Below are 12,198 nucleotides of genomic sequence, written 5' to 3'. Positions count from 1 at the left end.
GTCATGAACTCCGTGAATGCCACAGCCGCGCCGATCGACGAGGCCGCTCTCGGAAGCAGCATCGGCGCCGCCACGCGGGGTCTTCTGAACCTCAAACAGTCGGACGGTCATTTCGTGTTCGAACTGGAGGCCGACGCCACCATCCCGTCCGAATACGTCCTGCTGCGCCACTATCTCGGCGAGCCGGTCGATGCGGCGCTGGAAGCCAGGATCGCGGTCTACCTCCGCCGTATCCAGGGCAGCCATGGCGGCTGGCCGCTGGTGCACGACGGTCCCTTCGACATGAGCGCCAGCGTGAAAGCCTACTTCGCGCTGAAGATGATCGGCGATTCCGTCGATGCGCCGCACATGGCGCGCGCGCGGGAGGCGATCCTGTCACGCGGCGGCGCGGCCAATGTGAACGTCTTCACGCGCTTCCTGCTTTCGTTCTTCGAAGTGCTGACATGGCGCAGCGTTCCGGTTCTTCCGGTCGAGATCATGCTGCTGCCGATTTGGTCGCCGTTCCATCTCAACAAGATCTCCTACTGGGCGCGCACCACCATGGTGCCGCTGATGGTGCTGGCAGCGTTGAAGCCGCGCGCGCGCAACCCGCGTGGCGTTGGCATCCGCGAATTGTTCCTTCAGGATCCGGCCACGGTCGGCACGCCGAAGCGGGCCCCCCATCAAAGCCCGGCCTGGTTTGCGTTGTTCAGCGGAATCGACCGGATCTTGCGGACGATCGAGCCGGCGTTTCCCAAGCGGCTGCGCGCGCGCGCGATGAAAAAGGCGATCGCCTTCGTCGAGGAGCGCCTCAACGGCGAGGATGGTCTCGGCGCGATCTTCCCGCCGATGGTCAATACGGTGATGATGTATGATGCGTTGGGGTTTCCGCCCGAGCATCCGCCGCGCGCGATAACGCGGCGTGGAATCGACAAGCTTCTGGTGATCGGCGAGGAGGAGGCCTACTGCCAGCCCTGCGTGTCGCCGATCTGGGATACTGCGCTTGCCGCTCACGCGCTGCTCGAAGCGGGCGGGCCGGACTCGCTGGCCAGCGCCGGCAAGGCCCTCGACTGGCTGCTTCCGAAGCAGGAACTCGATCTCAGGGGCGACTGGGCTGTGAAACGTCCAGAGGTTCGGCCGGGCGGCTGGGCGTTCCAGTACGCCAATGCCCACTATCCCGATCTCGACGACACCGCGGTCGTGGTGATGGCGATGGACCGGGTGCGTCGCAACGACCAGATCGACAGGTACGACGAGGCGATCGCGCGCGGCCGCGAGTGGATCGAGGGCATGCAGAGCCGCGACGGCGGCTTTGCGGCGTTCGATGCCGACAATCTCGAATACTATCTCAACAACATCCCGTTCTCCGACCATGCCGCGCTGCTCGATCCGCCCACCGAGGACGTCACCGCGCGATGCGTCTCGATGCTGGCGCAGCTTGGCGAGACCGTTCAGGACAGCCCAACCATGGCGGCCGGCGTCGACTATCTGCGCCGGACCCAGCTCAAGGAGGGGTCCTGGTACGGCCGCTGGGGCCTGAACTACATCTACGGCACCTGGTCGGTGCTCTGTGCGCTCAACGCCGCCGGCGTCGATCGCAAGGATCCCGCGATACGCAAGGCGGTGGACTGGCTGGTGTCGATTCAGAACGCTGATGGCGGCTGGGGCGAAGATGCCGTCAGTTACCGGCTGGACTACAAGGGGTTCGAGGGCGCGCCGACCACGGCCTCGCAAACGTCCTGGGCACTGCTTGCCCTGATGGCCGCGGGTGAAGTCGAAAATGTGGCTGTGGCTCGGGGAATCAAGTACCTAATAGACACACAGACCAAAAAAGGACTGTGGGATGAGCAGCGTTACACGGCCACGGGGTTCCCACGGGTGTTTTATCTGCGGTACCATGGCTACTCCAAGTTCTTCCCGCTCTGGGCGCTGGCGCGGTATCGGAATTTGAGAAGCACCAACAGCAAGGTGGTAGGGGTCGGGATGTGAATTTGGGGGCGGCGACCGACATATCCGCGGGTGATGGCTTTGACCCGCGGCCGGTATTGATCGTGACCGGTCTGGTTCAGGAAGCCCGCATTGCCGCGGGGCCGGGCATGACTGTCATTTGCAGCAGCAGCAATCCCCGGCAGTTGCGCACGCTTCTCGCGAGCTTCGATCCGGCCACAGTTCGCGGCGTCATCAGCTTCGGTGTCGCCGGCGGGCTCTGTCCGTCCCTGGAGTCCGGAGATGTCGTGGTCGCCACCGACGTCGTGGACGGTGTCTCGCGCTGGGAGGCTGGCCTCGCCCTCAGCGAGGAACTGATTGATGGCTCCGGCCTTGGCGGTCAGAAAGTGGTGCGCGCCGGGCTTGCCGGCGTCGAACAGGTCGTGGTGGGACAGGCTGGCAAGGCGGCGCTCCATGCCGAGACCGGCGCCTCTGCGGTCGACATGGAAAGCCATATCGCAGCCGCCTATGCCACGAAAGCGGGTCTTCCCTTTGCCGCACTGCGCGTGATCAGCGATCCGGCGACGCGCGCGCTGCCGGCGATTGCCCGCAGCGCCATCAAGCCGAACGGCAACATCGACCTGAAGAAGGTGATCGGTGGCCTTGCACGGAATCCGTTGACCTTGCGGGCGCTGGTGTCCACCGGAATGGATTTCAATCGGGCGCTGCGCTCCCTGCGCGGCTGCCGCGGCTTTCTGCTGGGGGGCGGGAGCCTCGTCCCGGCGGACATTTGACGGCGCTGCGGATTCGCAAGACTACGATTCTAGAGCAGGTTTCGTTTGGAGCAACCCGTCATGCCCGGCTTTATGCCGGGCATCCACGTCTATGGCGTTTTCGAGCGAAGCATGTCCTTCGGGCTTCACCCGAAGATGGAATCCGGTTCGCGCGTGAAGAATCAATAAGCTATAGCCATTCATCGTTACATGGGATCAAGTGCTGTCATTGCGAGGCGCATCGCGCCGAAGCAATCCAGAAGAAGGCTGGATTGCTTCGCTTCGCTCGCAATGACGTCAAGTCACTGCGTTTCTGTCAAAACGTGAAACGTTCTAGGCCGCGGTGGAAGCCTTCTGCTCCTTGGCCGCTTGTTTGGCGGCGGCGGCCGCCGCTTCGTCCTTGCGGATCTCCGACAGCTTCTTCTGCACCTGCTCGGCAAAGATGTACTGCGCCGGACGCTGCTTGGTAAGATCGATCTCGGGCGCCATGGGACCCGTGGTCCGGACCCCACGCAGTGCCACCCACATCGTCTTGATCGGATTGTTCAGCGCCGCTGTGGCCGCGGTCGGCTCATAACCGCAATGCGCCATGCAGTTGGCGCACTTTTCGTACTTGCCGGTGCCGTAGCTGTCCCAGTCGGTGGTCTCCATCAATTCCTTGAAGGTCTTGGTGTAGCCCTCGCCGAGCAGATAGCAGGGTTTCTGCCAGCCGAAGATGTTGCGCGCGGGCATCCCCCACGGTGTGCAGTGATATTCCTGATTGCCGGCGAGAAAGTCGAGGAACAGGCCGGAGTGCATGAAGTTCCACTTCTTGCCCTTGCCGCGCGCGAAGACGTCGCGGAACAGCGTCTTGGTCTTGGTGCGGTTCAGGAAGTGCTCCTGATCGGGCGCGCGTTCGTAGGCGTAGCCTGGCGACATCGAGACGCCGACGCCAAGCTCGGCCGTGAAGTCGAGGAATTTTGCGATCTCTTCGGCTGGATAATTGTCGAAGATCGTGGCGTTCACGTTGACGGTAAAGCCTTTCGCCTTCGCCGCCTTGATGGCGGAGACCGCGCGGTCGAACACGCCATCCTGACACACCGACTTGTCGTGATGCTCGCGCAGGCCATCGAGATGGACCGAGAAGAACAGGTACGGGGAAGGCTCGAACAGATCGAGCTTTTTCTCCAGCAGCAGCGCGTTGGTGCAGAGCGAGACGAACTTCTTGCGCGCGACAAGTCCGCGCACGATCTCGCCGATCTCCTTATGGATCAACGGCTCGCCGCCGGGAATGGCCACCATCGGCGCGCCGCATTCCTCGGCCGCGTCCCAGCATTCCTGAGCGGTCATGCGACGGTTGAGGATCGCATCGGGATAGTCGATCTTGCCGCATCCGGCGCAGGCGAGATTGCAGCGAAACAGCGGCTCGAGCATCAGCACCAGTGGATAGCGCTTGCGGCCCATCAGCTTCTGCTTGATCAGATAACCGCCGATCTTCAGTTCCTTAAAAAACGGTATTGCCATCACAAGTGTTCTTTCTGGAGTTACCAGTCTGAAATTTGAAAGGGATCAGGCTGAGGTGAGTTCGGATGGAAGCCGGAATTCGATGTTTTCTTCGCGCCCCGGCAGCACCGACACAGCCACCGGCCCTATGCGCCTCAAGGCCTCGATGACGTCATCGACAAGCACTTCCGGCGCCGATGCGCCGGCGGTGATGCCCACGGTTTTCGCGTCCTTCACCCACTCCGCGTTGAGTTCGCTTCCGTCGGAGATGAGATAACTCGCAACGCCGACTTCGGTGCCGATTTCGCGCAACCGATTAGAATTTGAACTATTGGTTGCTCCGACGACAAGGATGACATCTACCAGCTTGCTGAGATCTCTGACCGCAGATTGCCGGTTCTGCGTTGCATAGCAGATATCCCGTGTGTCAGGGCCCTGGATATCCGTAAAACGCTGCTGGAGCGCGAGGATGATGTCCTTGGTGTCGTCGACGCTGAGCGTCGTTTGCGTGATATAGGCGACCGGGGTGTCTGCGGGCAACGTCAAGGCTGCAACGTCATCGACGTCCTGAACCAGCAGAACCGGGCCGGGAACCTGTCCCATGGTTCCCTCGACCTCGGGATGGCCGGCGTGGCCGATCAAAATCAGCGTCCGTCCCTTTGATACGTAGCGCTTGCCCTGGTTGTGGACCTTGCTGACGAGCGGGCAGGTGGCATTGAGCACCGGCAAACCGCGCGTGGCGGCCTCTTCTTCCACGCTGCGCGCGACGCCGTGAGCGCTGAACACGGTGACGGCTTTCGGCGGAACCTCGGACAGGTCCTCAACGAAGATCGCGCCCTTGTTCTTCAGGCCTTCAACGACGTACTTGTTGTGAACGATCTCGTGGCGGACGTATACCGGCGCTCCGTACTTCTCCAGAGCGCGCTCTACGATCTCGATCGCGCGCACCACCCCCGCGCAGAATCCGCGCGGCTGAGCCAGAAGAATTTCAATTGGGCGAACGTCAGTCAATTTGCACCTTATGCATTATACCCAGCTCCATATAGTCCGATCGTTTTCTTCTTAAAATCACACTTGTCTTCAAGAAAAGTCACAGGTGTTTAATCTAACGGGCGTGTCCCGGGAACTCGCTATGACTTACAGGGGCATGAATCCGGGCAAAAAAGCCCCAAAGCTGACGTTTGGCCGCTGCATCCGTGCCGGAAAGCCAATTCCGGTATTATGATACAGCCTCGGCTTCGAAGCCTCACCCGTTCGTCACTTTGTCATCCACCCGGCGGCCTTATATCAAGGCGACCGACCGAAAGCCGAATCCTCCGGCAATCATTCCCCAATCAACCGTGGCCACTTTGTCCAAGCTTCTGAAGACAACAGGGTACAAAACCACTAGATCAGGCGGAAGAATCGGACCGGAATTCCGTGCCTTTTACGTATTGCGGTAGCAGAAAGAAAGAACGTGCTGACAGGTATTGTTGTTTCAATCGTTAAGACTTGTATACGATTTGCCCTGGCTACCGCTTTGATCGCGATCGTGCTGGCGGCCGGAGCGGTCTTTTATACCGCGAGAAATTTTGAAATCAATACTGATATCAATAGGTTGATCTCGCCCAACCTCGATTGGCGGCAACGCGACATCGCTTTTGAGAAGGCCTTCGACCAGGAAAGGCTGATCCTTGCGGTCGTGGAGGCCCCGACTGCCGAGTTTGCGGGGGCAGCCGGCGCCATGCTGACGGCGAAGCTCGCCAGCGACCACAATCATTTCGAAGCCGTTCAGCAACTCGGCGGCGGTCCGTTTTTTGAACGAAACGGCCTGCTTTTCCTGCCGACCGACGAGGTCAGGCAGATCACCGGTCAATTCAGCGAGGCCGCGCCGCTTGTTGAGATCATGGCCGGCGATCCGAGTCTGCGCGGGCTGACAGGGGCGCTCGAAACGGCGCTCGTGGGCCTGAAGCGGGGTCAGTTCGCGCTGGACAGCACGGCGCGACCGTTCTCGGAGATCGCCCAGAGCATCGAGGACGTCCTGACCAAAGGGAAGGGCACTTTTTCCTGGCGTGAACTGGCCAGCGACAAGCCACTGACCGATTCCGATCGCCGCACGCTGATCCAGGTCAAGCCGTACCTCGATTTCAACGCGCTGGAACCCGGCAAGGATGCCACCGACGCGATCCGTCAAGCCGCCACGGATCTGGATCTCGCCGGCAAGTTCGACGCCCGCGTCCGCCTGACCGGGCCGGTTCCCATCGCCAACGAGGAATTCGCCACCGTGCAGGAGGGCGCGGTCGTCAACGGCATCGGCACGGTGCTGGTGGTGCTGGTGATTCTCTGGCTGGCGCTGCGCTCGCCGAAGATCATCTTCGCGGTGTTCGTGACGCTGTTCATTGGCCTCGCGATCACGACGGCGCTCGGCCTCATGATGGTGACATCGCTCAATCTTCTGTCGATCGCGTTCGCCGTTCTGTTTGTCGGACTGGGCGTCGATTTCGGCATCCAGTACAGCGTCCGCTACCGCTCCGAACGCTTCAAGACCGACGATCTGGACGCCGCGCTGCTGATAGCGGCGAAGCGTTCGGCGGTGCCGCTGTCGCTGGCGGCGATGGCGACCGCGGCGGGCTTTCTGTCGTTCCTGCCGACCGATTACAAGGGTGTTTCGGAACTCGGCAAGATCGCCGGCGTCGGCATGCTGGTCGCCTTTCTCGCAAGCATCACCGTGCTCCCGGCGTTGCTGCGTCTTCTGAATCCGCCTGGTGAGAAAGATCCGGTCGGCTACGCGTTTCTGGCGCCGCTCGATCATTTTCTCGAAAAGCATCGCGTGGCGATCATCGTCGGTACGCTCGCGGTCGTGATTCTCGGATCACCCGCGCTCTACTTCCTGCGGTTCGATTTCAATCCGATTCACCTGAGGAGCGCGAAAGTCGAATCGATCGCGACGTATCTGGATTTGCGGAAAGATCCGGAGACCGGCGCGAACGCCATCAACGTGATGGTCAAGTCAGAGCAGGAGGCAAAGCAGGTCGAGGCCCGGCTCGCCAAGGTGCCTGAAGTCGCACGCACGAGAGGTCTCGACAGCTTTGTCCCGGCCGACCAGCCGGAGAAGCTCAAGCTGATCGCGCAGGGCGCCAAGGTTCTCGGTCCCGCGCTCAATCCGGATTCGATCGACCCGCCGCCCTCCGACGAGGAGAATGTCAGCGCGCTGAAGGAGGCCGCCGACAGCCTGCGCAAGGCCGCCGGCAGCAATCAGGGGCCGGGCGCTGCGGCCGCGAAGCGGCTGGCCGACGATCTCACCCGGTTGGCCGAGTCGAACGAGGCGACGCGCGAAAAAGTTCAAGCCATGTTCGTCGAACCGCTCAAACTGATGTTCGAGCAGATCCGCAACTCATTGAAGGCCGAACCCATCAGCCTGAAATCCCTGCCGCCGGATTTCGTGAAGCTCTGGAAGAGCGACGGCGTCATGCGTGTCGAAGCGTTGCCGCGCGGCGATCCGGATAACAATGATACGCTGCGCAAGTTTGCCAGCGCCGTGCTCGCCGCCGAGCCGACCGCGATCGGCGGACCGGTATCGATTCTCAAATCCGGCGACACCATCGTAAAGGCATTTATCGAGGCCGGGCTGTGGGCGCTGATCTCGATCAGCATCCTGCTCTGGCTGGCCCTGCGCCGAATCACCGACGTGTTGCTGACGCTGGTGCCGCTGCTGGTCGCAGGGGCGGTGACGCTGGAGATCTGCGTCCTGATCGGGCTTCCGCTCAACTTCGCCAACATCGTCGCGCTGCCGCTGCTGCTCGGCGTCGGCGTGGCGTTCAAGATATACTACGTCACCGCCTGGCGTTCCGGCAGGACCAACCTGCTGCAATCGAGCCTGACGCGGGCGATCTTTTTCAGCGCGCTGACCACCGCGACCGCGTTCGGCAGCCTGTGGCTGTCGAGCCATCCGGGCACGGCGAGCATGGGCAAGCTGCTGGCGCTGTCGCTCGTCACGACGCTCGCAGCAGTGCTACTATTTCAGCCCGCGCTCATGGGCCGCCCCCGCGATGTCGGGAAGTAGACAGATATCGCCCACGGGATCGGCCGGCGAGGTGGCGGTCGTCGTAGCGGCCGTCGTTGTCTTTTGACCGGTGGTCCTGGCCTGGGCCTTCGGCGGCGAGCTCTTCGCCATGCCTGCTTTCGGCGCGCCCTTGGCAGTGCTGCTTGCGGAAGGATTGGCGGGACCGGCGGGATTGTTGGACGGACTGCTGGGAATCGGGCCGGATACGCGAGTCCAGGTTTCGCCGCCGCACAGGAAACCGAGCACGCAGCCTTCAATCTCGAGTTGATCGGGCGATGCAAGCTTGATCGAGGACTCGTAAAGTTTGCCGTCCTTGGCATTATAAACCTGACCGTCCCACTCCTCCTTCTCGGGCTTCTTCTTTTTCATATCCAGAAGAATTGGCATTCCGAGCGTGGGCCGGCTCCTTTTCGCGACGTCCGGATTGTTCTGGTCGACGCCGCCGGGCTGTTTCTCCCAGGCAACGACCCCCCACATCGCTCCGTTGCACTCGGCGACGCGAATGTTGGCGACGCCGTCGGCAACGCGCCAGTCGCCGGTCGGATCGGCTGCTCCGGCTGGTCCGAATCCCGCTGTCACCAGCGCCGCTGCGACGAGAGAGGTAGTGGCGAGAATTCTGCAATAATTTAAAGTACGCATGGTATGTCCTGGGCGCTGAAACATATCTTCAAGCCTGTGCTTAAGTGGGCCGGGGATCAGTTGAAAAGTCAAATTGTCGGATTCATGTTTTTCAGTTGACGAAACCGCCATCAACCGAACTATGTAGCGGATGCTATATCCAAATCTAGACGTTTCCGAGATGTTTGTGGAACGGCAGGCGCAGCGCAGCGCGATGCATGTCCGCCACCTCAATGAACAGCTCGTCAGAGTTCTGAAAACCATCGGCTACGATGTCGGTTTCCAGAGCGGTCACGGTCAATATCTGGTTGATCGCGACGGCGCCCGTTACCTTGACCTACTCAGCGGATTTGGCGTTTTTGCGATTGGGCGGAACCATCCCGTGCTGCGGGATGCCCTCAAAAGCGTCCTCGACAGCGACCTGCCGAATCTCGTGCAGATGGATGTCTCGACGCTGGCCGGCGTTCTGGCCGAGCGGCTGCTCGCGCATGTTCCCTACCTCGACAAGGTCTTTTTTGCGAATTCGGGGGCTGAAAGCGTCGAGGCCGCAATCAAGTTCGCGCGTGTCGCCACCGGGCGGACCGGCATCGTTTACTGCGATCACGCCTATCACGGGCTGACCTACGGCGCGCTGTCTTTGACCGACGACAAGAATTTCCGCGGCGGATTCGATCCTCTGCTCCCGGACTGCGCGGTCATTCCCTTCAACGATCTGGCCGCGCTGGAGCAGGCGCTGTCATCGCGGCGGGTCGCAGCCTTCATCGTCGAGCCGATCCAGGGCAAGGGCGTCAACATACCGAGCGACGAATTCCTGCCGGGAGCGGCCGCGCTGTGTCGGAAATATGGCACCCTGTTCGTGGCGGATGAAGTTCAGACCGGCATCGGCCGTACCGGACGCTTTCTCGCCGTCGAGCACTGGAACGTCGAACCCGACATGGTGCTGCTGGCCAAAGCCCTGTCCGGCGGCCATGTGCCGGTCGGCGCGGTGCTGACCCGCAAGCATGTCTTCGACAAGATATTCAACCGCATGGATCGCGCCGTGGTGCACGGCTCGACCTTCGCCAAAAACGATCTCGCGATGGCGGCCGGCATCGCGACCCTTGAAGTGCTGAAGGCCGAGAAGCTGATCGAGAATGCGGCCAGGCGCGGCGACGAACTGCGGCAGGCGCTGTCCCGCATGGTGCCGGGTTACGAACTTCTCAAGGAGGTGCGCGGCAAGGGGTTGATGATCGGCATCGAGTTCGGGCCGCCCAAATCACTGCGGCTGCGGGCGTCGTGGAATCTGCTGGAGACGGCCAACAAGGGCCTGTTCTGTCAGCTCATCACGGTGCCGCTGTTCAAGGATCACAAGATCCTCACCCAGGTCTCCGGTCATGGCAGCCATACCATCAAGCTGCTGCCGCCGCTCATCATCAACGACGAAGACTGCAAGTGGATCGAGACCTCGTTCGACAGCGTCATCGCCGCGAGTCATCAGGTTCCCGGCGCGATCTGGTCGCTCGGCAAGACGCTGATGGACAACGCCGTCCGCAAGTCGGCCTGATGCTTGGAGTCTGGTTTCAACTGCGCTGAATCAGACTCGTCGCTTATCTTTATTGTTTGAGCATGATCTTTTCCGAAAACCGGTTTCCACTTTTCGGGATCATGTTCTAACCGTTCCCGTTCGCCTGCATCGCCTTTTCGAACTTGTCGCTGAATTCGGCAAGCTCGTCGGCATTGAGATCGCTCACCGCCCAGAAATTCAGACCGTGGTCGCGCCAGCGTCGGATGTTGAAGCCCTGCACATCCTCGGTGCGCGCGGGGCTATGGGTGGCATTTGGTGTCTGTGCGACGAAGAGATTGATGACGTGCGCGCGCCGCTTGTAGACGACCGCGCCGATGGCTCGCCCATCGATGTAATCGAGCCGTCCGCCGATCAGCGTAAAGCCGAGCGCCGTCAGGTCGATCACCGGCGGCGATACATCGAGCCGCCCGTTGAACCACGGTTTGACCGTGTGCTGGTCGGTCGAGAGCACGTCGGTCAGATGTCCCGCCTGCAGTGATCGCAGATGCGCCGATACGATCTCGGAGGCGATACGCTGTTCGTCGTCGTTGCGCAGCATGATCGCGACGATGCCGGTCGCCGCAATCGCGGAGACGGCGGAACCGAGGGCGAAACCTGCAAGCACCGAGCGGCGGCTGGTGCCGCGCGACTGCGGCATGGCCGCCTCGATCCGCTGGCGCAAGTGCGCAGGCGCGGTGAAGCGCATGTCCGCCGTCGCAATGGCTGCCTTCATGTCGCGGTAGGTCCTGAGCGCGGCCGCGCAGCGCGCGCAGGTGGAGATATGGTTTTCGACCTCGCGCGCGTGACCGGCATCGAGTTCGCCGTCGATCAGCGCGTGCAGAAGAATATCTGCTTCATCGCAGGTCATCTGGATGGCTCCTCTTCCGCAAGCCACGCCGACCGCAGCATGGCGCGCGCCCGCGCGAGCCGTGACATGACGGTGCCGACCGGCGCATCGACAATCTCGGCGATCTCGCGATAGGACAGATTCTGGATTTCGCGCAGGACCAACGTCTCGTGAAACGGTTCTGGCAGTGCTGCGATCATCCGCCGGATCGCATTCGCATCGCGTTTTTGCAATGCCTGTGCTTCCGGTGTGTCCTGTGCTTCACGCCACAGCGGTGCGGTGGCCTCGGCGCTTTCGGGCAGGTCATCGATGGTCGTTGCGGCCGACCTGGCGCGGCGAGCGAATTCCGCATGGCAGACATTGCGCAGGATCGCGAGCAGCCATGGCTTCATCGCCGGACCGCGGTAAGTGTCGAAATGCTTCAATGCGCGCAGATAGCATTCCTGCACGGCGTCCTCGGCGTCGGCGGAATCGCGCAGGAGATAGCGCGCGACAGTGTAGACGTCGTCGAGATAGGGCAGGGCCGCGTCGCGAAAGCGCTGCGCTTTTGTCTGATCGTCTCCGGGTGAACCAAACAGCATCGTGGTGTTCGCAGCCGGGTGGGCTCGGGCAGCGGGGCGCTGCCTGAGCCCCAAGGTGATGCCTTGCTTTTGGCTGTTACTCAACCTTGATCAGTCCCACCATATGCGGGTGCAGCGAGCAAAAATATGTGTAGTCGCCGGCGCTGGTGAAGGTGAACGAGTATGTGTCGTCGGTATCCAGCGCCTTGGAGCGGAAGTTGCCGGCGGAAACGACCGTATGCGGAATGTCGTCACGGTTGGTCCACGTCACGGTGGTGCCGGCCTTCACCGTCAGTTGCGCCGGTTCGAAGGTGAAGTTGTCGATCGTCACCGACACCTCCTCGCAATGGGCAGCGGATATTTGCATTGCAAGCGCGGCAGCCACTGCAAGCCGGACGGCGCTCGTGCGCAAGTTCAGGGACATCATA

10 protein-coding genes are annotated in these 12,198 nt (G+C 61.6%); 4 read left to right on the top strand and 6 right to left on the bottom strand.

Features of this window, described 5'->3' with window-relative positions; all coding sequences use genetic code 11:
- Window positions 1–3: 3 nt before the first annotated feature.
- Window positions 4–1,968: a squalene--hopene cyclase gene (gene shc / locus ACS3WA_RS09510; protein WP_438278280.1), complete on the top strand. Its 1,965-nt coding sequence runs from the start codon at window positions 4–6 to the stop codon at window positions 1,966–1,968.
- Window positions 1,965–2,699, top strand: coding sequence for a phosphorylase (locus ACS3WA_RS09505; RefSeq protein ID WP_438278279.1), 735 nt, complete (start codon window positions 1,965–1,967; stop codon window positions 2,697–2,699). The genes shc and ACS3WA_RS09505 overlap by 4 nt, the downstream gene beginning before the upstream one ends.
- 312 nt (window positions 2,700–3,011) lie before the next feature.
- Here ACS3WA_RS09505 and hpnH read toward each other — a convergent pair whose 3' ends face one another.
- Together hpnH and ispH are read right to left on the bottom strand one after the other, a co-directional pair.
- Entirely contained in the window at window positions 3,012–4,181 is a 1,170-nt protein-coding gene (hpnH, locus tag ACS3WA_RS09500; protein ID WP_438278278.1) for an adenosyl-hopene transferase HpnH, read from the bottom strand.
- Window positions 4,182–4,226: 45 nt separating this feature from the next.
- Complete coding sequence (ispH, locus tag ACS3WA_RS09495; protein ID WP_438278308.1) at window positions 4,227–5,153, bottom strand: 4-hydroxy-3-methylbut-2-enyl diphosphate reductase; 927 nt, start codon at window positions 5,151–5,153, stop codon at window positions 4,227–4,229.
- A gap of 463 nt (window positions 5,154–5,616) precedes the next feature.
- Here ispH and ACS3WA_RS09490 point away from each other — a divergent pair, with 463 nt between their 5' ends.
- Window positions 5,617–8,202: an MMPL family transporter gene (locus tag ACS3WA_RS09490; RefSeq protein WP_438278277.1), complete on the top strand. Its 2,586-nt coding sequence runs from the start codon at window positions 5,617–5,619 to the stop codon at window positions 8,200–8,202.
- Here ACS3WA_RS09490 and ACS3WA_RS09485 read toward each other — a convergent pair.
- The gene (locus ACS3WA_RS09485) at window positions 8,155–8,841 is read right to left on the bottom strand and encodes a DUF2147 domain-containing protein (protein ID WP_438278276.1); all 687 of its coding nucleotides are present in this window, start codon (window positions 8,839–8,841) and stop codon (window positions 8,155–8,157) included. The two genes, ACS3WA_RS09490 and ACS3WA_RS09485, sit on opposite strands and share 48 nt — an antisense overlap.
- Window positions 8,842–8,971: 130 nt before the next feature.
- On the opposite strand from ACS3WA_RS09485, the gene hpnO reads away from it, so the two are divergent.
- Entirely contained in the window at window positions 8,972–10,363 is a 1,392-nt protein-coding gene (gene hpnO, locus ACS3WA_RS09480) for an aminobacteriohopanetriol synthase HpnO (RefSeq protein ID WP_438278275.1), read from the top strand.
- 106 nt (window positions 10,364–10,469) lie between these two features.
- Here hpnO and ACS3WA_RS09475 read toward each other — a convergent pair whose 3' ends face one another.
- The 3 genes from ACS3WA_RS09475 to ACS3WA_RS09465 all read right to left on the bottom strand — a co-directional run bounded on the left by ACS3WA_RS09475 (window position 10,470) and on the right by ACS3WA_RS09465 (window position 12,197).
- The gene (locus tag ACS3WA_RS09475) at window positions 10,470–11,231 is read right to left on the bottom strand and encodes an anti-sigma factor family protein (protein ID WP_438278274.1); all 762 of its coding nucleotides are present in this window, start codon (window positions 11,229–11,231) and stop codon (window positions 10,470–10,472) included.
- A complete protein-coding gene (locus ACS3WA_RS09470; RefSeq protein WP_438278307.1) occupies window positions 11,228–11,791 on the bottom strand; it encodes a sigma-70 family RNA polymerase sigma factor in 564 nt (187 codons plus the stop codon). Before ACS3WA_RS09470 ends, ACS3WA_RS09475 begins: the two co-directional genes overlap by 4 nt.
- A gap of 76 nt (window positions 11,792–11,867) precedes the next feature.
- Window positions 11,868–12,197, bottom strand: a complete 330-nt coding sequence (locus ACS3WA_RS09465) for a cupredoxin domain-containing protein (protein WP_438278273.1) — start codon at window positions 12,195–12,197, stop codon at window positions 11,868–11,870.
- Window position 12,198: the final 1 nt, after the last annotated feature.

Origin of the sequence: Nitrobacter sp., assembly GCF_051535235.1 — a bacterium.
Taxonomy (GTDB): domain Bacteria; phylum Pseudomonadota; class Alphaproteobacteria; order Rhizobiales; family Xanthobacteraceae; genus Nitrobacter.
Note: the sequence above shows the minus strand (reverse complement) of the source record. Positions and strands in the feature narration are given on the sequence as shown.

Bases quoted from the DNA above. Each gene is read 5' to 3' on its own strand.
- ACS3WA_RS09465 (WP_438278273.1), bottom strand. From the start codon at position 12,197: ATGATGTCCCTGAACTTGCGCACGAGCGCCGTCCGGCTTGCAGTGGCT.
- ACS3WA_RS09475 (WP_438278274.1), bottom strand. From the start codon at position 11,231: ATGACCTGCGATGAAGCAGATATTCTTCTGCACGCGCTGATCGACGGC.
- ACS3WA_RS09485 (WP_438278276.1), bottom strand. From the start codon at position 8,841: ATGCGTACTTTAAATTATTGCAGAATTCTCGCCACTACCTCTCTCGTC.
- hpnO (WP_438278275.1), top strand. From the start codon at position 8,972: ATGCTATATCCAAATCTAGACGTTTCCGAGATGTTTGTGGAACGGCAG.
- hpnH (WP_438278278.1), bottom strand. From the start codon at position 4,181: ATGGCAATACCGTTTTTTAAGGAACTGAAGATCGGCGGTTATCTGATC.
- ACS3WA_RS09470 (WP_438278307.1), bottom strand. From the start codon at position 11,791: ATGCTGTTTGGTTCACCCGGAGACGATCAGACAAAAGCGCAGCGCTTT.
- shc (WP_438278280.1), top strand. From the start codon at position 4: ATGAACTCCGTGAATGCCACAGCCGCGCCGATCGACGAGGCCGCTCTC.